Annotated in this window: 21 protein-coding genes; 19 read left to right on the top strand and 2 right to left on the bottom strand. The window is 49.5% G+C overall.

The genetic code is table 11. From position 1 onward, the window contains the following. The first annotated feature begins 403 nt into the window (after positions 1-403). The 4 genes from BLQ44_RS07240 (at position 404) to BLQ44_RS07225 (ending at position 3496) form a co-directional block, all read left to right on the top strand. A complete protein-coding gene (locus BLQ44_RS07240) occupies positions 404-976 on the top strand; it encodes a thymidine kinase (RefSeq protein WP_093193213.1) in 573 nt (190 codons plus the stop codon). Positions 977-1049: 73 nt separating this feature from the next. Then, positions 1050-2120, top strand: coding sequence for a peptide chain release factor 1 (gene prfA, locus BLQ44_RS07235; RefSeq protein ID WP_093193212.1), 1071 nt, complete (start codon positions 1050-1052; stop codon positions 2118-2120). A 10-nt stretch (positions 2121-2130) separates the two neighbouring features. Beyond that, positions 2131-2958, top strand: coding sequence for a peptide chain release factor N(5)-glutamine methyltransferase (gene prmC / locus BLQ44_RS07230; protein WP_093193229.1), 828 nt, complete (start codon positions 2131-2133; stop codon positions 2956-2958). Positions 2959-3022: 64 nt separating this feature from the next. Next, a complete protein-coding gene (locus BLQ44_RS07225; RefSeq protein ID WP_093193211.1) occupies positions 3023-3496 on the top strand; it encodes a stage II sporulation protein R in 474 nt (157 codons plus the stop codon). 174 nt (positions 3497-3670) lie between these two features. Here BLQ44_RS07225 and BLQ44_RS07220 read toward each other — a convergent pair whose 3' ends face one another. Both BLQ44_RS07220 and BLQ44_RS07215 read right to left on the bottom strand, forming a co-directional pair. Then, positions 3671-4009, bottom strand: coding sequence for a DUF2178 domain-containing protein (locus BLQ44_RS07220; protein ID WP_245688118.1), 339 nt, complete (start codon positions 4007-4009; stop codon positions 3671-3673). Further along, positions 4002-4241, bottom strand: a complete 240-nt coding sequence (locus BLQ44_RS07215) for a helix-turn-helix transcriptional regulator (RefSeq protein ID WP_093193209.1) — start codon at positions 4239-4241, stop codon at positions 4002-4004. Before BLQ44_RS07215 ends, BLQ44_RS07220 begins: the two co-directional genes overlap by 8 nt. A 186-nt stretch (positions 4242-4427) precedes the next feature. On the opposite strand from BLQ44_RS07215, the gene BLQ44_RS07210 reads away from it, so the two are divergent. From BLQ44_RS07210 to BLQ44_RS07135, 15 genes are all read left to right on the top strand, one after another. After that, positions 4428-5429 (top strand): L-threonylcarbamoyladenylate synthase, encoded by a 1002-nt coding sequence (locus tag BLQ44_RS07210; RefSeq protein WP_093193208.1) that lies wholly within the window; start codon positions 4428-4430, stop codon positions 5427-5429. A gap of 233 nt (positions 5430-5662) precedes the next feature. Beyond that, complete coding sequence (locus BLQ44_RS07205; RefSeq protein WP_176757464.1) at positions 5663-6172, top strand: manganese efflux pump MntP; 510 nt, start codon at positions 5663-5665, stop codon at positions 6170-6172. A gap of 14 nt (positions 6173-6186) precedes the next feature. After that, positions 6187-6753 (top strand): low molecular weight protein arginine phosphatase, encoded by a 567-nt coding sequence (locus tag BLQ44_RS07200; RefSeq protein ID WP_093193206.1) that lies wholly within the window; start codon positions 6187-6189, stop codon positions 6751-6753. A 26-nt stretch (positions 6754-6779) separates the two neighbouring features. Beyond that, complete coding sequence (locus BLQ44_RS07195; RefSeq protein ID WP_245688117.1) at positions 6780-8084, top strand: methyl-accepting chemotaxis protein; 1305 nt, start codon at positions 6780-6782, stop codon at positions 8082-8084. Between the two features lie 554 nt (positions 8085-8638). Beyond that, positions 8639-9169 (top strand): TIGR01440 family protein, encoded by a 531-nt coding sequence (locus BLQ44_RS07185; RefSeq protein ID WP_093193204.1) that lies wholly within the window; start codon positions 8639-8641, stop codon positions 9167-9169. 69 nt (positions 9170-9238) lie between these two features. Continuing rightward, on the top strand, positions 9239-10495 hold the full coding sequence (locus BLQ44_RS07180; protein ID WP_093193203.1) for a serine hydroxymethyltransferase: 1257 nt from the start codon (positions 9239-9241) through the stop codon (positions 10493-10495). 395 nt (positions 10496-10890) lie between these two features. Further along, positions 10891-11523: a uracil phosphoribosyltransferase gene (gene upp / locus BLQ44_RS07175; RefSeq protein WP_093193202.1), complete on the top strand. Its 633-nt coding sequence runs from the start codon at positions 10891-10893 to the stop codon at positions 11521-11523. A gap of 10 nt (positions 11524-11533) precedes the next feature. Then, positions 11534-12682: a non-hydrolyzing UDP-N-acetylglucosamine 2-epimerase gene (gene wecB, locus BLQ44_RS07170; protein ID WP_093193201.1), complete on the top strand. Its 1149-nt coding sequence runs from the start codon at positions 11534-11536 to the stop codon at positions 12680-12682. A gap of 333 nt (positions 12683-13015) precedes the next feature. Beyond that, the gene (locus tag BLQ44_RS07165; RefSeq protein ID WP_093193200.1) at positions 13016-13942 is read left to right on the top strand and encodes a hypothetical protein; all 927 of its coding nucleotides are present in this window, start codon (positions 13016-13018) and stop codon (positions 13940-13942) included. Between the two features lie 907 nt (positions 13943-14849). Beyond that, entirely contained in the window at positions 14850-15071 is a 222-nt protein-coding gene (locus BLQ44_RS07160) for an AtpZ/AtpI family protein (protein ID WP_093193199.1), read from the top strand. A 1-nt stretch (position 15072) separates the two neighbouring features. Further along, the gene (locus BLQ44_RS07155) at positions 15073-15459 is read left to right on the top strand and encodes an ATP synthase subunit I (RefSeq protein WP_245688116.1); all 387 of its coding nucleotides are present in this window, start codon (positions 15073-15075) and stop codon (positions 15457-15459) included. A gap of 5 nt (positions 15460-15464) precedes the next feature. Next, positions 15465-16187, top strand: coding sequence for a F0F1 ATP synthase subunit A (gene atpB / locus BLQ44_RS07150; protein ID WP_093193198.1), 723 nt, complete (start codon positions 15465-15467; stop codon positions 16185-16187). 56 nt (positions 16188-16243) lie between these two features. Then, entirely contained in the window at positions 16244-16456 is a 213-nt protein-coding gene (gene atpE / locus BLQ44_RS07145) for a F0F1 ATP synthase subunit C (protein WP_093193197.1), read from the top strand. A 191-nt stretch (positions 16457-16647) separates the two neighbouring features. Continuing rightward, positions 16648-17169: a F0F1 ATP synthase subunit B gene (locus BLQ44_RS07140; RefSeq protein ID WP_093193226.1), complete on the top strand. Its 522-nt coding sequence runs from the start codon at positions 16648-16650 to the stop codon at positions 17167-17169. After that, positions 17166-17717 carry a F0F1 ATP synthase subunit delta gene (locus BLQ44_RS07135; protein WP_093193196.1) on the top strand — a complete coding sequence of 184 codons (552 nt, stop codon included), beginning with the start codon at positions 17166-17168 and terminating at the stop codon, positions 17715-17717. Before BLQ44_RS07140 ends, BLQ44_RS07135 begins: the two co-directional genes overlap by 4 nt. The last annotated feature ends 5 nt before the right edge of the window (positions 17718-17722 follow it).

The following is a 17722-nucleotide window of genomic DNA, read 5'->3' as shown; positions in this document are numbered from 1 at the left end:
TCTCTTGTCCGAGTGTCCAGTAAATCCGTTAGCCACCCACTCAGCATCCGGACCAGGAACGGAACGGCGCGGTGCATACAAAAACGGGACACTCAAGCTTAGCGCTCTGGTTTGAGCGACCAGCACTAGGTCAAGGCTATGCTGCGGGATCTTTAAATTGCCCTTATGCACCGTTCGCTAAGCGCAGAACCCGAACGAGCGGTTCATTAAATCAGAAATGAACCGTTCGTACGCCAATCCGACCCTTTGAACGGTGCAATACCAAAGAAACGAACCGCTCAAGCTAAGAAACCTCCATACGACCATTCCAAAACTCCTTTCCAATAACTTCAGGAAGACATCCTCAGAACCCGTAATTTTGTGTATAATGGGGGAAGCGTTTAGAAAAAGGGGAGTCACATACATGGCACAACTGTATTTTAAATATGGAGCGATGAACAGCGGAAAATCGATCGAAATCATAAAAGTCGCCCACAACTACGAAGAGCAGAACAAGCCGGTTCTCATCTTCACCCCCGGCATCGACGACCGGGATGAAATCGGCTACGTCTCTTCACGGATCGGCCTGAGACGGAAGGCGTATCCGATTTTTGAAGAGACGGATCTGTATGAAACGGTGAAACAGGAAGAACAGCAGCCTTACTGCGTACTCGTGGATGAAGCTCAGTTTCTCGATAAAGAGCACATTCTGCAGCTGACGAAAATCGTCGATCGTCTGAATATCCCGGTGATGGGCTTCGGACTGAAGAACGATTTCCAGAACGAGTTGTTCGAAGGCAGCAAGTATTTTCTTCTGTATGCCGATAAAATTGAGGAAATGAAGACGATCTGCTGGTTCTGTGAAAAGAAAGCGGTCATGAACCTTCGCGTCAATGAAGAAGGACAGCCGGTCTATTCCGGAGAGCAGATCCAGATCGGCGGCAACGATGCTTATTATCCGGTCTGCCGCAAGTGTCACGATGATCCTCCACTTTAGCGAGGGGGCTAGGTTGTAACAAAGGAACCCCTATAATATAATACGAATGGCAGACAAAAAAGAGGTGAATGAAATGATCGAACGGTTACAGACGTTAGAAGACCGCTACGATAAATTGAACGAACTTTTGAGTGACCCTGAGGTGATCAGTGATACGACAAAGCTTCGGGAATACTCGAAGGAACAGTCGGACCTCGAAGAAACGGTTCAGGCTTACCGCGAGTATAAAGATGTCACGTCACAGATCGATGATACGAAAGAAATGCTCGACGATGAATCGGACGAAGAAATGAAGGAAATGGCGAAGGAAGAACTCAGCGAACTTACGACACGTAAGGAAGAGCTCGAAGAAAGCCTGCGCGTCCTCATGCTTCCGAAAGATCCGAACGATAAGAAGAACGTTATCATGGAAGTCCGCGGAGCAGCCGGCGGAGACGAAGCGTCTCTTTTCGCTGGAGACTTGTACCGTATGTACACCCGCTACGCAGAAGGTAAGGGATGGAAGATCGAAGTCATCGATTCCACGCCGAACGAAGTCGGTGGCTATAAAGAAGTCATTTTCATGGTGAAAGGGGAAGGTGCGTTTTCCCGCTTCAAATATGAAAATGGGGCCCACCGTGTTCAGCGTGTACCGGAAACGGAATCCGGCGGTAGGATCCACACGTCCACAGCGACCGTCGTCTGTCTTCCGGAAGCGGAAGAAGTGGAAGTCGATATCAATGAAAAAGATATCCGCGTCGACACTTTCGCATCCAGTGGTCCCGGTGGTCAGAGTGTAAACACGACCATGTCCGCCGTACGCCTGACGCACGAGCCTACAGGCATTGTGGCTTCGTGTCAGGATGAGAAATCCCAGATCAAGAACAAAGACAAAGCGATGCGTATCCTGCGTGCCCGTATTTATGACAAATACCAGCGCGAAGCTCAGGAAGAGTATGATGAAAGCCGTAAATCCGCGGTCGGTACCGGGGACCGTTCCGAGCGTATTCGTACGTACAACTTCCCGCAGACCCGTGTGACGGATCACCGCATCGGACTCACCTTGCAGAAGCTCGACCAGGTACTGCAGGGCAATCTCGATCAGATCATCGAGCCGCTCCTTATGGAAGAACAGGCGAAAAAGCTCGAGCAGATCGGTGAATAAGATGACGGATATGACGATAAGAGAAGCTCTTCAGTGGGCTTCTTCTTTTTTGCAGGAACATGGTCGTGAGTCGCGCGTGGCGGTCCTTCTTCTCGAACATTACACGGGGCTCGAAGGATCCGGACTTTTCCTTGAAGATGATCGGAAACTTTCTCTTGAAGAAAAAGAAAGCTTCATCAAAGCGGTGAGAACCCATGCGGAAACCGGTGAGCCGTATCAACATATTACCGGACGTGCACCATTTTACGGTCGCTATTTCCGGGTGACGCCGGATGTGCTGATCCCTCGCCAGGAAACGGAAGAACTGATGGATCTGATCAGGAAAAATACGGGCCATGGCGACAGGATCGCTGACATCGGCACCGGCAGTGGAGTGCTTGCGGTGACGCTCGCTCTGGAGACAGAAGCCGACGTATTGGCAACGGATATTTCGAAGGAAGCCTTAGGAATCGCCCGCGAAAACGCGGCGTCTCTCGGAGCAGACGTACGTTTTTATGAAGGAAGTTTTCTTGAACCACTCGAAAAGGAACATATCGATATTCTCGTCTCCAATCCCCCTTACATCGCCTGGGAGGAAAAAGAAGAGCTCGATGAGACGGTGAAGAAATACGATCCTGCGCTTGCGCTTTTTGCGGAAAACGATGGGTTACTTGCCTATGAAACCCTATGTAAGGAATTGAAAGCGCGCAACGACACCCCCCGTTTCGTAGCGTTTGAGATTGGCCATACGCAAGGCGGTGCTGTGAGACGGATGCTCCAGGATGCACTGCCAACCTATACGGTGGAAGTAATTAAAGATTTGAACGGCCGCGACCGCATCGTGACGGCCCGGGTATAACTCTATGACTCTCTGTCTATACTGACGTTGAAAAGAAATCCGTCAGAGACAGGGAGCATTTTTTATGAGAATCATACTGATACTGACGCTTCTTCTTTCCATACCGATTACTGCACAAGCGGAAGAAACATTGCGCATCCGCATCCTGGCTCATAGCAACGAAGAAGCCGATCAGCAGGAAAAGATGCAGGTGGCCGAGGCGATGTATCCGAAGCTAAAGGAAATCATGGGCGCCGGGGAAACGATCGGCGAAGCGAGAGAAGCGGTGGACAATCAATTACATATATTGAACGAAATTGTGGATACCCAAACGACCCGTCCGTTTACTGTGGAGTTTCGGAAGGACGTGTACTTTCCTCAAAAAGAAGGGTACGAATCCGGAGAGTACGAGGCGATTCTCGTAACCATCGGAGACGGGGATGGGGATAATTGGTGGTGTCTGCTGTTTCCGGATATCTGTCTGCCTGAGGAAAAAGAAGTGAAAAAAGAGTCTTGGATAGCGAAACAATGGGATTCATTCACAGATTGGTGGAGTTAACCACAGGGAATTGTGAATAAGTTGATAATTTATGCACACACCCTGTGGATATTGTGGGTAAGTATTTTAGAAAACGGTTATATTTCGACTTTTATAGACAATTGCAAACGGATTCTGTGGATAAAACTGTGGAAATGTAAAAAAGAGAGACGGACATCTCCCTTTCGTGCTGAATCAGACGGTCCGATCCCTCAGGTAGCGGGTGGCAAGGTAAATACCGCCGGCCAGGAAGGCGAAAGAATACTTGAAAAGAAAGAACACTTGCCACATGTATTCTTTCGGAAAAAGAATATCGCATAGAACGAGTACGAGAAAAGCAATCGCTGCACTTTGAAGATAGATGCCTTTGGTCCTTTCATCCTCTTCTCCTATCATTCTCCAACACATAAACATCACACCGATGCTGATCATGAACAGCACGAACCCACCCACAATAAGGATGTTCCAGTTCCCCGCCGAAATTTCCGCCCAGGTCCTCAAAGGTTGAAACAGGGATTCTGTCAGCTCATTCATCAATTCCATCATCCTTTCTTTCATAAGTAAAAATGTCGTTCACATCGACTTCGAAAAAATCTGCGATACGAAGAGCCAGGAGTAAGGAGGGAACGTAATTCCCTTTTTCCATTACGAAAATCGTCTGTTTGGAAACACCGACCTTTTTCGCCAGCTCCATCTGAGACATCTTGGCCAGCACTCGATAGTCGTAGACTTTATTCGATACCGAATCACCAAAGTCTTTTTTCATGTTCTTCACCTCTTATTATCAAATTATAAATAAAACTTATATAAAAGTAAAGTAAACTTATACAAAAACAAACTTTACTTATCAAATCGAGAATAAGCAAAGAGGGGGATTCTGCCTTTAACTTGCCTACACAAGGAGCTTTGTCCATAATAGATACTAGAAAAGAAAGATAAAGGAGTAACTCGAATGACACGTTTATGGAAACAGGAGGATGGAATGAGGGAAGCGGCGGAGGCTCTATCAGCTGGGGAGGCCGTCGCTTTTCCGACGGAGACGGTGTATGGTCTCGGGGCGGATGCGACAAGGGAAGAAGCGGTTCAGAAAATATTCGATGCGAAAGGGCGTCCTGCGGATAATCCACTGATTGTCCACATTGGAGAGCGGGAAGAGCTTGCAACCATCGCCGCTGATTGGACGGAAACGGCTGAGAAGTGCATGGATGCATTCTGGCCGGGACCTCTTACAATTATCGTCCCTTCGAATGGCAAGGCCGCAAAGAATGTGACGGCAGGTCTCCAGACGATCGGGGTGAGGATGCCGGATCATCCGACAGCTCTCAAGCTGTTACGGGAAGTGAAGTTGCCGATTGCAGCGCCGAGTGCCAACAGTTCCGGGAAACCTTCCCCGACAAGCGCCGAGCACGTGTATCAGGATTTGAACGGAAAAATAGCGGGAATCGTGGATGGTGGCCGTACCGGTGTCGGGGTGGAGTCGACGGTTGTGGACTGTACCGCAGAAATTCCTGTCATTCTCCGGCCTGGTGGCGTGACGAAAGAACAATTGGAAGAAGTATTTGAAGAAGTGCGCGTCGATCCCGCTCTTTCTGATGAGGAAGAGAAACCGAAATCTCCGGGAATGAAATACCGACATTACGCTCCGGAGGTTCCATTGTTGCTCGTAGAAGGTGACGATGAGCGATTTGTGGAAAAACTTTCATTCTATCAACAGGAAGGGAAGAGAGTCGGCGTCATCGCAAGTCGTGAACTGGCAGAAAAACTTGATCACCCTCGGATGGCTGTATGCGGATCACGGACGGATCTCTCTGAAGTAGCCGTGGAATTGTACGGAGCTCTCCGTTCCTACAAACAGTCCGATGTCGATGTGATTTTAGCGGAAACGTTCGAGGAGACGGAAGTCGGAGCCGCTGTCATGAACCGTCTCAAGAAAGCCGCCGACCGGATCATTTAAAAGCGAGGCGCTTCCACTTTTCCCGGAGGATGAGAGATGATACGGCGGTAGTGCTATGTCCAAGTCCAGCGCCTATCTCCCGGAAGATATAAGCCCGAATTCGAAATAAAGAAAGTACACCTCATTTGAAACCGGGCTTATACTTGGGGAGATGAGCAAGGCGCTCCCACTTTTCTTACGTATACCGTTCTTCCCCCACTCATACAATGGAAAAAGTGGGAGGGGGCATACGTGTGAAGGAAGCGGCGATAGCGGTAGCGCTGGGGATGGACGCGTTCTCAGCTGCCCTGGCAATTGGCATGCAACTGCTTCCGCTCCGATTTTTCATCCAGACGGGACTGTGGACAGGCCTTTGTCATATCATTTTTCCGGAACTCGGAATCATGACGGGGACGTTTCTATCAGGGACCATCCAGGGGTATGCAGACTTCGTGTCGGCCTGGCTGCTCGTCGCTCTCGGAACATGGATGATGTTCGGCGCAGGGGAGACATTTCATGCCACAACGAAAAAAGGATTGGCTCTGTTTATTCTCGGCGTAAGTGTGGACAGCTTTCCGGTTGGGGTTAGTGCCGGCCTTGGGGATACGGATATCTCCGTGGTGCTGATAGGAGTGGTTGCCGCGCTTATGACGTGGACGGGTTTCATAATTGGAAGAAAAGCCGGAAGTTTGTTCGGTTCCTATAGTGAGCAGGCGGGCGGAATGATCCTTTGTCTGCTCGGACTACAGATGATTTTTCACTAGGAGGATCTATAGTTATGAATATACTATTCGTTTGCACAGGAAACACATGCCGGAGCCCTATGGCGGAAGCGATTCTGAAAGACAAGCGCAATGATTTCAGTGTCGCATCTGCAGGAATTTTCGCAGGAGAGGGCCAGCCGATCTCCGAAGGATCGAGACAGGTACTGGAAGAAGAAGGCGTCGAGGTGGATCATGCTTCTCAGCCGGTGACTCAGGATCTGTTGGCATGGGCCGATCTCATTCTGACGATGACAGAACGCCACAAACAGGCGCTTGCGATGCAATACGACGGTCATGACGAAAAACTTTTCACCTTGAAAGAATATGTGCTTATTTCAGACGACAAGTGGGAGCGGCTGAAGTCGCTTTACAGTAAGGTAGAAGAAAAACGGGTGCAGGAGAAAGATTGGAAAGAGGCCTCCCGACAGGAACTTGAAGAAATCGAAGACATCGAGAATTCGCTTCCGGATGTGAACATCATGGATCCGTTCGGTGGAGACAAAAACGTTTATCGAAAAACCTATCAGGAACTCCAGGAGTATATTGAATTATTGATCGGAAAAGCCGATGATAATAAATAGAAACAGGTAGTTTGGAGGAGATAGGTGTGAGTCAGAAGTATCGGTTCAGTTTACGTTTGAAAATCGTCCTGTTTGTAACAGTACTGGCGATGATTACGTATACGTTCTCTGCATTGTTCATTTATGTACTGTGGGATATGGCTAAGGGAGTTCTCCCGATGTCACAGACGGCGTTCACGGTTATGACGCTCGTGATGGGTGTTCTCTGGTCCGGAGTCCTTGCTTATGTCATGGCCGGGTTGATTACGAAAGAATTGAAGAAGCTTGAAAACGTGGCGGTCCAGGTCGCGGAAGGGGATCTTACCCAGCGCGTGGATATACCGGAGTCGGATGATGAAATCCGTTCGCTGGCTGTCGCGTTCGATCGTATGGTCGGGCATTTGCGGGAGGTTATCACAGAAATCGAGCGCAATTTCGATGAAACGAATGCTACCGTAACAAGCATGCGGACGTCTACATCGAATGTCACCGATCAGGCGCGTACCGTGGAACAGACGATCCGCGAAATTTCATCCGGGGCGGAGTCATCGGCGGTTTCCATCCAGGACACAGCGAATTACGTGAACGATGCGACGACGCTTGCCGGAGAAATTCAGAAAGAAGCGGAAGCATCGAAACAGAAAGCGGATCAGATGATTGACAGTCTGAATCATTCCAGCCGAGTGTTGGAGGAACTTTTGACAGGAATTCGTAATCTGTCCGATGATCAGGAGAAATCGCTTGAGGAAGTGGAGTCCCTGGAAGCGAATGCGAAAGAAATCAACAACATCGTCACTCTCGTCGGAGATATCGCGGAACAGACGAACCTTCTGGCTCTGAATGCCTCCATCGAAGCGGCGCGTGCCGGGGAACACGGCAAAGGATTCGCCGTGGTCGCGGAGGAAGTCCGGAAGTTGGCCGATCAGAGTTCAGAAGCGGTACATAACATTTCTTCGCTCGTCGATGCGATGCAGAAAGGCGTAACGAAAGTCGTCTCCCGTATTTCCGAACAGGTCTCTTATGGAAGAGAGGAAGCGGAAAAGGGAGCGAAGACCGGGGAAGCGATGGAAACCATGACCTCCTCGATCCACGAGGTCGCCACAGCCGTCACCAACATTTCGAAAAATGTGGACAGGCAGCTTGAGATGATCCAGGAAACGTCGAGACAATCACAGGAAGTCGCGGCCGTAGCCGAAGAGACGTCAGCCGGAGCGGAGGAAGTGAATGCCTCGATCGAAGAGCAGACTACGATGCTCGAAGACGTCGATGCGCTTGCGACGCAATTGGAAGAGCAGGCGGGCAGGCTTCGTGCAGACATGGAGCGGTTCTCTTTAGAAAAACAGCATGCATAGTTGATGGGTTCGCTTATCCTGGTTAGGGTGAGCGGACTTTTTTATTGGTGGGCGCATTGCGGTACACTCAGGCGAAGCAGGTTTTTCTGAGTGGGTGGCATTTACTTTAGAGCGCCGTTCAAGCTGGTGAATCAAGCGTGAGTGTCCCGCTCAATGATTTGCAGGACACTCACAACGAAATCTCTTTCATGAACGGTGCGCAAAGCATAAAATCTTTTATCGAAGCCAGGCCCGTCTGCTTAGAGTAGAGCTTCTGAACGTTCTTCTCCGCTTTTTACATAATCCAGTTGCGCCACCCAGAAACCCGAGCCATAAGCAGACCCGACTTTTTCGGGAGAAGGCACCCAAAAGAAGCCGGGTCTGCTTATGACTGAGGTTTCTAAGCGGGGTGGCTCCACCTTTTACTTTAAAACCCGAACATTGCCGAATCGGAAAATAAGTAATACAATAAGGGAAAGATTTTTAGAGGGGCCGATGCTTCTCTTGTTTGCCATACTCGCGGGACGGATTACGCCGGTTGCGGGAGACTTTGTGAGAGAAAGGAGGATGCTGTGATGAATGTTGGAAAAGACGCGTCTGTCGCTCTTCATCAGCTGATGGAGACGGGGTTCATGACGGGTGGAACACTGATCATCGGATGTTCGACGAGCGAGGTTATCGGGGAAAGGATCGGGACCTCGGGAAGTGATGAGGTCGCTGCGGCCTTATTCGCCGAACTCCGTACATTCGGAGAAAAAACAGGGATGTCGCTCGCTTTTCAGTGCTGTGAACATTTGAATCGAGCGGTTGTCGTCGAGCGTGAAACGGCAGAGCGCCATCACGGGCGCATCGTGGCAGCTGTTCCGGTCCGGGAAGCCGGCGGTTCTATGGCTGCGTACGCGTATCGTCATATGAACGATCCGGTGCTGATTGAATCGATTGAAGCGGATGCCGGTATTGATATCGGAGACACCTTGATCGGAATGCACTTGAAGCGTGTAGCGGTTCCGCTCCGTCTCGAACAGAAGTCGATCGGCAACGCCCGTATCACAGCGGCCCGGACAAGACCTCCACTGATCGGCGGTCCGCGTGCGGTGTATGAGTAAGTGCAAGCCCGTCCATAGGAAGCCATAGGAAAAGAACAGAAGAGTCAGGAGAAAGGGGAATACGAACCGATGAAACAATTGAAATCGCAAGACCCGGAACTATTCGCATCCATTCAGAGAGAGCACCATCGTCAGGATTACAATATCGAACTGATCGCCTCCGAAAACTTCACATCAGAAGCGGTGATGGAAGCGATGGGATCTGTCATGACGAACAAATATGCAGAAGGTTATCCAGGCAAGCGTTACTACGGCGGCTGTGAATTCGTCGATGAAGCGGAGAACCTTGCCCGTGATCGCGCGAAACAGATCTTCGGAGCGGAGCACGCCAACGTCCAGTCTCACTCCGGTTCCCAGGCGAACATGGCTGTTTATTTCACAGTCCTTAAGCCGGGTGATACGGTGCTTGGTATGAATCTGAACCACGGTGGTCACCTGACTCACGGCAGCCCGGTGAACTTCAGCGGTTCCCTCTACAACTTCGAAGAGTACGGGGTAGATGAAGATACGGAACGAATCGATTTCGATGCCGTTCTTGAAAAAGCGAAAGAAGTTCAGCCGAAACTTATCGTTGCCGGTGCAAGTGCTTATCCACGTGACATCGATTTTGCCAAGTTCCGCGAAATCGCTGACGAAGTAGGTGCGTACCTGCTTGTCGATATGGCACACGTGGCCGGTCTTGTAGCGACGGGGCATCATTCCGATCCGATTCCTCATGCGCACTTCGTAACGACGACGACGCACAAAACGCTTCGCGGTCCGCGTGGTGGAATGATTCTGTGTAAAGAAGAGTTCGCGAAGAAAATCGACAAAAACGTATTCCCTGGCATGCAGGGTGGCCCGCTGATGCATGTCATCGCTGCGAAAGCTGTGGCATTCAAAGAGATTCTCGACAGTTCGTTCAGCGACTACTCCGGTCAAATCGTGAAGAACGCGAAGAAACTCGGCGAGTCTCTGCAGGAGAACGGAGTCCGTCTCGTTTCCGGCGGCACAGAGAACCACCTTCTGCTTCTCGACCTTCGCAACAAAGGCCTCACTGGTAAAGTTGCCGAGAAAGCATTGGACGAAGTCGGTATTACAACGAACAAGAATACGATTCCGTTCGATCCGGAGAGCCCATTCGTAACAAGCGGAATCCGTATCGGAACAGCAGCCGTGACGACACGCGGTTTCAAAGAAGAGGAGATGAAAGAAGTCGGAGAACTCATCGCCTTCACTCTAGATCATCACGAAGATGAAGAGAAGCTGGCAGAAGCGAAAGAGCGCGTCCGTGCCCTCACATCCCGCTTCCCGCTATATCCGTCTCTCGAAAGTGCATCTGAATAATTAGGAAGAAAGTCGCTCCCCGGAGCGGCTTTTTTCATGCGCTGGATCGTTTTTTACGATAAATAGCTCATTATTTACGATAAAGGTGTAAAAAGTTACGACAAATGAAAATTAGTTACGATAAACCGACCAAAAGTTACGATAATTTCCTGGATGGCAGAAATTCTAAACAGGTGCTTCCACATTTCTTTTCAGATCCAGTTGCACCACCCAGAAACCCGAGCCATAAGCAGACTCACCTTTTTCGGGAAAATTCACCCAAAAGAAGCTGAGTCTGCTTATGGCTGAGGTTTCTAAGCGGGATGACTCCACTTTTCTTTCCTCATTGCAAACAAATCTATTATTCAGTACAATAGTACAGATATGAATAAGAAAAAACGAAGGAGTGTGCTTCGATGAGCAACGTTTACGTACTGGACCACCCGTTGATCCAACACAAACTGACGTACATACGAAAAAAGGAGACCGGGACGAAAGATTTCCGCGAACTCGTGGATGAAGTCGCTACGCTTATGGCGTTCGAGATTACCCGCGACCTTCCGCTTGAGGAAGTGTCCATCGATACGCCTGTCGTCGATGACGCAACAGCGAAAGTTCTATCCGGAAAGAAAGTGGGACTCGTTCCTATTCTGCGTGCCGGCCTTGGCATGGTAGATGGTATGGTTGACCTTATTCCAGCAGCGAAAATCGGTCACGTCGGTCTTTACCGTGATCCGGAGACGCTGAAACCGGTGGAATACTACGTGAAGATGCCTAGTGATATCGAAGAACGTGAACTGATCGTCCTCGATCCGATGCTTGCAACCGGCGGGTCCGCGATCGAAGCGATACATTCCCTGAAAAAACGCGGAGCGAAGCAGATTCGTCTGATGTGCCTTGTCGCAGCTCCGGAGGGCGTCGAGCTGATGAAAGAAGCGCACCCTGATGTAGATATCTATCTCGCGGCACTCGACGAGAAGTTGAACGACAAAGGGTACATCGTTCCTGGTCTCGGTGATGCCGGTGACCGTCTGTACGGAACGAAATAAGGAGGCCATTATGTCACAGCCTATCAAAGTAATGACGATTTTCGGGACGAGACCGGAAGCCATCAAGATGGCACCGCTCGTTCTTGAACTGAAAAAACGCCCGGAGCAGTTCGAGCCGATTGTTACCGTGACGGCCCAGCACCGTGAAATGCTCGATCAGGTTCTGTCCATTTTCGACATTACCCCGGACCATGATCTGAACATCATGAAAAAGCAGCAATCCCTGGCTCAGGTGACGACCCGGGCACTGGAGGGTCTGGATGAAGTGATGAAAGAGACGGAACCGGATATCGTCCTTGTCCACGGAGACACGACGACGACATTCGCCGCTTCTCTTGCAGGCTTCTACAACCAGATTCCTGTCGGTCACGTGGAAGCAGGACTGCGTACCTGGAACAAATACTCTCCGTTCCCGGAAGAGATGAACCGTCAGCTGACGGGTGTCATGGCGGATCTTCATTTCGCCCCGACGAACAAGTCGCGGGATAACCTTCTTGCGGAGAATAAGCCGGAAGATAACATCTTCGTGACCGGGAATACGGCCATCGATGCGCTGAAAACGACGGTGGATGAATCGTATACGAGTGAAGTCCTGGACTCTCTTGAAGGAAAACGTCTCGTCCTCATGACGGCACACCGCCGGGAGAATCTCGGGAATAACATGAAGCAGATGTTCCGCGCCATCAAGCGGATGGTCGAGACGCATGAGGATGTAGAAGTCGTGTATCCCGTCCACTTGAATCCGGTTGTACAGGAAACAGCAGATGAGATTCTCGGGAACGATGATCGCATCAAGCTGATTTCTCCGCTTGACGTCATCGACTTCCATAACTTTGCGTCCCGCGCTCATCTGATCCTTACAGATTCCGGAGGTGTTCAGGAAGAAGCGCCGTCTCTCGGTGTCCCTGTACTGGTACTCCGCGATACGACGGAGCGTCCGGAGGGAATCGAAGCAGGCACGCTGAAGCTTGCCGGCACGGAAGAAGATCACATCTTCGACCTGGCGAACGAGCTTCTCTCGGATGAGGAAGCATACAAGGCGATGTCGAAAGCCTCGAACCCTTATGGGGATGGCAATGCATCGGCCCGCATTGCGGAAGCGATCCGCTATTTCTTTGAGCACCGCACGGATAAACCGGCACCTTTTGAAATCGAATAGAGCTCATACATGAAGCACCGGCCCTACGCAGCCACGCGTACCCGGTGCTTTTTTTGGTAAAATGAAGAAGGAATGCTACCACTTTAAGGGGAGTTTGTGTGATTTTTGTGTACATGATGGTGTTCGGCGTTATTGGTGCCATAGTGTTTGGACCACTGGGATTCATCGGTGGGGCAGGTATTGGCGCCGTGTTTGCAGTTACATAGTCCAACCTACGGAGAATCAGACGACTTGAGGAAAGACTTGATGAAAAAGAAAATGATTCAGAATAGGAATTGATCCGTCTTTGGGATAGACGAAGGCGGATTTTATTGAGACAGAAGGAGAAGGAAAATGAAAAAGAGTTTATGGATGATTTTGTTTCTGCTATTGGGGGCATGCGGGGAAGCGGCTGAAAGTACTGAGCACGAACCCGAGCAAGAAGAGATAGAGAAGAAAGAAGAACCGGGACTGAAAGAAGACGAAATCATAGTGACCCGGGCTGACGGGTCTGAAGAGATTCATGAAACGATCGAATATGATCTGGCACATTCTACCGGAAGCATCAAAACGATCAACGGATACACCTTATCGCAAAAATACGATGAGCTCGTAGGTATCAATGTCCGGGCCAAAATCAAGAATAGAAAGTATAGCGAAAACATTCGCAGAAGAATTCTTCAGATAGAGCATAAGCTTAGGGAAGACAATCGGGGCTCGTCGTTCCAATCCAATTATTCGGGAGGTAATATACCCGGGGACTACAGTCCGGTGGAAGAGGGAAGATTCGAACACCCTTACCTCGATGAAAGGGTGGTAGTCTTCGAGAAGGGGATCCCTGAGTTCGAATCGCTGGAAGTGGGTTATGGAATCAATCGATATACAGAAGACTATAGCCAGGAAGCGTACATAGGTTTTGAAAAAGGTGTATCCCAGGAAGAAATCGAGGAGAAACTGTATGAGATCATGTCTATGCTTGAAACGATGCCGGTGGATAATGGCGTTGAAGAAGACGTGGACTTCGTTGCACCTGATTTTCAAATGCTTGAGAACTCGGTGGCAGGAGAAGTGACGGAAGTGCTGAGCGGGGAAGCGATCGAAATAGAGTTCTGCGATGCTACGGCGTTCCGCAATGGAGCATGTGGGGTGTATAAAATGGAAGATCCGGATAGACTGGCTGATGTAGAAAAAGGAGACATCGTCTATTTTACTTATAAGGCCTTTCCGGAAGAAGAGCGCTATGAGATGACAGGGTTCCGTGGCAAGAATTTATACGAGTGATTGATTGGGGTGACTGAATCTTGAAGGGTGTAGGTGTAGCGCCCCACTCACGCCAGGGTCTCTATCTTGAGTGTCCAGGAAAATGTATAGCGCGCCGTTAACGTGAGTCGTCCGTCAGAGAGAGGGTGGCAAACGGATTTGCTGGACGCTCAGACGAGATTCACTTTTCTGAACGGCGTGCAAAAGCACTCGAATGCATGTACCTTCCCCAGAAGTCGGGGGAAGGTAATCAATAAAGATCTTGCGTTTCTTTCTCTTGTTGCTTGTAGCCCCCCACTCACGCCAGGGTCTCTATCTTGAGTGTCCAGGAAAATGTATAGCGCGCCGTTAACGTGAGTCGTCCGTCAGCGAGTGGGTGGCAAATAGATTTGCTGGACGCTCAGACGAAATTCACTTTTCTGAACGGCGTGCAAAAGCACTCGAATGCACGTACCTTCCCCGAAGTCGGGGGAAGGTAATCAATAAAGATCTTGCGTTTCTTTCTCTTGTTGCGTGTAGCCCCCCACTCACGCCAGGGTCTCTATCTTGAGTGTCCAGGAAAATGTATAGCACGCCGTTCACGAAAGTCGTCCGTGAGCGAGTGGGTGGCAAATAGATTTGCTGGACGCTCAGACGAGATTCACTTTTCTGAACGGCGTGCAAAAGCACTCGAATGCATGTACCTTCCCCGGAAGTCGGGGGAAGGTAATGTATCTAAACGGAAGCTCCCACTCCATAATATACAAACGTTTGCATAACCAAACAGGAAATGTGGCAGAAATGTGAAAAGAATTGTGTCGAACATGTGTACTTTTAACTTGTAACGCATTGACATCACTGGACTGCTATTGTAATCTAACATAGTGTGGAATGATAAGGTTTTCACACAAAAAAGCGGTTTCACGCACAAGGAAAACGTGGTGGTGGAATGAACCGGAATCATAGAGGTTCTTTTCGTGCAATCGGACTGACCAGTGCCATTTCCTCGCAACTCGCAGGTGGCCCACTCGCCGGTATCTTCATCGGCAAATGGGTGGATGAACAGTTCGCAACCAGCCCGCTGTTTCTCATAATCGGACTCCTTGCCGGTTTAGGGACAGGTACATATGGAACCATTCATTTAGTAAGAAAGTACACGGGGGACGATTAGCTTGAAAGATTATGATGTCATGGCAACCCGTCAACGTAAATGGATGTTCTATCTTCTCGCATTACTGGTCCTCTTATGGGGACTCACTCCATGGAAAGCCTTTTTCCTCGGAACACTGCTCGGAAGTGTACTCAGCTTTTACAATCTGTGGTTGATGCAGCGCAAGATGAAACAGCTCGGTGAAGCGGCTGCAGCCAACAGAACGATGAAAGGGATCGGTACATTCACGAGACTCGCGAGTGGCGCGCTAGCCGTCGTCATCGCCCTTCAATTCGAAGAGTATTTCCATTTAATTGGCGTAGTATTAGGCTTAATGGCAGCTACGGTTGTCATTTTTATAGATGCCTTCATTAATTCTAGCAAGGATAGCACGATGGAAGAGAGGTGAAGAGATTGGATCACGAAGCACCAATATGGAATGAAGCGTTTGGCATACCTTGGCTCAGTTTCAACTTGTCGAATGTTCTCATGATGTTTGTCGCATCTCTCGTTGTCTTTATCGTCTGCGTTGCGGCCACAAGGAACTTGCAGCGACGCCCGAAAGGCATGCAGAATGTGATTGAGTGGACCGTCGATTTTATCAAGAATATCATCGGCTCCAACATGGACTGGCGAACAGGAAAAATGTTCCTGCCGCTTGGGTTGACATTATTCCTCTACATATTCGTATCGAACATGTTGGGGGTTGTTGTTAACGGAACTGTCGGACACACCTTATGGTGGAAGTCACCGACCGCAGATCCTCTCGTGACGATGACGTTAGCCGTCATGGTCGTAGTGCTGACTCACTACTACGGGGTCAAATTGCGAGGATCAAGAGAGTACGCAAAGGATTATGTACGTCCGTTGCCGTTCCTCTTACCCTTCAATATCATTGAAGAATTTTCGAACACCCTGACGCTCGGTCTCCGTCTTTACGGAAACATTTACGCAGGGGAAATTCTGATCAGCTTACTGATCGGACTGGCAACAAGCAGTTTCTTAGGATTCCTCGGGGCAACGCTTCCGATGGTCGCCTGGCTCGGTTTCAGTACATTTATCGGGTTCATCCAGGCATTCATTTTCGTAATGTTGACGATGGTCTATATGTCTCACAAAGTGAGCGAAGATCATTAACATATTTTTTTGAAACAACAATCTATTACTACAATATTTGAGGAGGATTTTACATTATGGGTCTTTTAGCAGCAGCTATCGCAGTAGGACTGGCAGCACTTGGTGCCGGTATCGGTAACGGTTTGATCGTAAGTCGTACAGTAGAGGGGATTGCTCGTCAACCAGAACTTCGCAGTGCCCTTCAGACAACAATGTTCATCGGTGTGGCACTAGTTGAGGCGATTCCGATCATCGGTGTTGTAATTGCGTTCATCGTAATCGGCGGCTAATGCCGTTTCAGAAATGGCGGAGTCTACCTTCGCCTTTCTTGTATCTTTTTACCCTGGAAATACAATAATGAAACGATATACTTCTGGCACTAGCGCTTGTACCTCATGCCTTACAAGCCGAGGGTTAATCGGGGACGGCCGGGTGATAAGCGCTATTCTTATGCAGGTAAGGAAAGAAAGGAGTGAAAGCTGTGTACGGTTTGACTGATAACCTGATCATTCAGGCAGGTGGTTTCCAATTCGGAGATGCGATCGCCCAATTGGTCTTCTTCCTCATTCTACTGGTTCTATTGCGTAAATTCGCATGGGGACCGCTCATGAACATGATGAAAGAACGGGAAGATTACATCTCGAATGAAATAGAATCCGCGGAGAAAAGCCGCGAGGAAGCAGCTCGCCTCCAGCGCGAAGCTTCCGAAGAATTGAAACAGACGCGTCAGGATGCACAAAAGATCATCGAAGACGCACGCAAAACGGCAACGCAGCAAGAAAAAGATATCGTCGCTTCAGCAAGAAGAGAAGCGGATCGTATGAAAGAATCCGCTCGTCAGGAAATCGAGCAGGAGAAAGAGAAAGCTGTACAGCAGCTTAAGGATCAAGTCGCTTCCATGTCCGTCATGATTGCATCGAAAGTTATCGAGAAAGAGCTATCCGAACAGGATCAGAAGGAACTTATCGATCAGTACGTGAATGAGGCAGGAGAAGAGCGATGAGTGAGGTAGTCGTAGCGAAACGATACGCAGACGCTCTCTTTGAGCTCGGGCAGGAAAAGTCGAAACTTGATACCTTTCAGGAAGAAATGAAGACGCTGAGGAAAGTAGCGCTTGAAAACGGATCGCTCGAGACAGTTCTCAAGCATCCGCGTATTCCGGCTGATCGCAAGAAGGAACTGGTGAATGAAAGCTTCAAAGGATTCTCTGAGGAAGTTCTTCATACCCTCCACCTTCTGATCGATCGTCACCGCACAGAGATCATTATTCCGCTCGCCGAACGTTTCCTTGCAAAAGTGAACGAGCATCACGGCGTACAGGAAGCGACTGTTTACACAGTACGTGAGCTATCGGAAGAAGAGAAGCAGCGTTTGTCCAAGACGTTCGCCCCGAAAGTAGGCAAGGATTCCCTGATCATCGATAACCGCGTGGATCCTGATCTTCTCGGCGGGGTACGTATCCGTATCGGTAACCGTATCTTTGACGGATCCGTCCGTGGCAAACTCGATCAAATGGAACGTGAGCTGCTTTCAGCGAACAATAGAGGATAGGGGTG

The sequence above is a fragment of the Salimicrobium halophilum genome (genome assembly GCF_900100295.1).
In the GTDB taxonomy this organism is placed as follows: Bacteria; Bacillota; Bacilli; order Bacillales; family Halobacillaceae; genus Salimicrobium; species Salimicrobium halophilum.
This window is presented reverse-complemented; position numbering and strand designations above follow the sequence as displayed.

Coding starts and splice junctions, on each gene's coding strand:
- BLQ44_RS07240 (WP_093193213.1), top strand. CDS start 404: ATGGCACAACTGTATTTTAAATATGGAGCGATGAACAGCGGAAAATCG.
- prfA (WP_093193212.1), top strand. CDS start 1,050: ATGATCGAACGGTTACAGACGTTAGAAGACCGCTACGATAAATTGAAC.
- prmC (WP_093193229.1), top strand. CDS start 2,131: ATGACGATAAGAGAAGCTCTTCAGTGGGCTTCTTCTTTTTTGCAGGAA.
- BLQ44_RS07225 (WP_093193211.1), top strand. CDS start 3,023: ATGAGAATCATACTGATACTGACGCTTCTTCTTTCCATACCGATTACT.
- BLQ44_RS07220 (WP_245688118.1), bottom strand. CDS start 4,009: ATGAATGAGCTGACAGAATCCCTGTTTCAACCTTTGAGGACCTGGGCG.
- BLQ44_RS07215 (WP_093193209.1), bottom strand. CDS start 4,241: ATGAAAAAAGACTTTGGTGATTCGGTATCGAATAAAGTCTACGACTAT.
- BLQ44_RS07210 (WP_093193208.1), top strand. CDS start 4,428: ATGACACGTTTATGGAAACAGGAGGATGGAATGAGGGAAGCGGCGGAG.
- BLQ44_RS07200 (WP_093193206.1), top strand. CDS start 6,187: ATGAATATACTATTCGTTTGCACAGGAAACACATGCCGGAGCCCTATG.
- BLQ44_RS07185 (WP_093193204.1), top strand. CDS start 8,639: ATGAATGTTGGAAAAGACGCGTCTGTCGCTCTTCATCAGCTGATGGAG.
- BLQ44_RS07180 (WP_093193203.1), top strand. CDS start 9,239: ATGAAACAATTGAAATCGCAAGACCCGGAACTATTCGCATCCATTCAG.
- upp (WP_093193202.1), top strand. CDS start 10,891: ATGAGCAACGTTTACGTACTGGACCACCCGTTGATCCAACACAAACTG.
- wecB (WP_093193201.1), top strand. CDS start 11,534: ATGTCACAGCCTATCAAAGTAATGACGATTTTCGGGACGAGACCGGAA.
- BLQ44_RS07165 (WP_093193200.1), top strand. CDS start 13,016: ATGAAAAAGAGTTTATGGATGATTTTGTTTCTGCTATTGGGGGCATGC.
- BLQ44_RS07160 (WP_093193199.1), top strand. CDS start 14,850: ATGAACCGGAATCATAGAGGTTCTTTTCGTGCAATCGGACTGACCAGT.
- atpE (WP_093193197.1), top strand. CDS start 16,244: ATGGGTCTTTTAGCAGCAGCTATCGCAGTAGGACTGGCAGCACTTGGT.
- BLQ44_RS07135 (WP_093193196.1), top strand. CDS start 17,166: ATGAGTGAGGTAGTCGTAGCGAAACGATACGCAGACGCTCTCTTTGAG.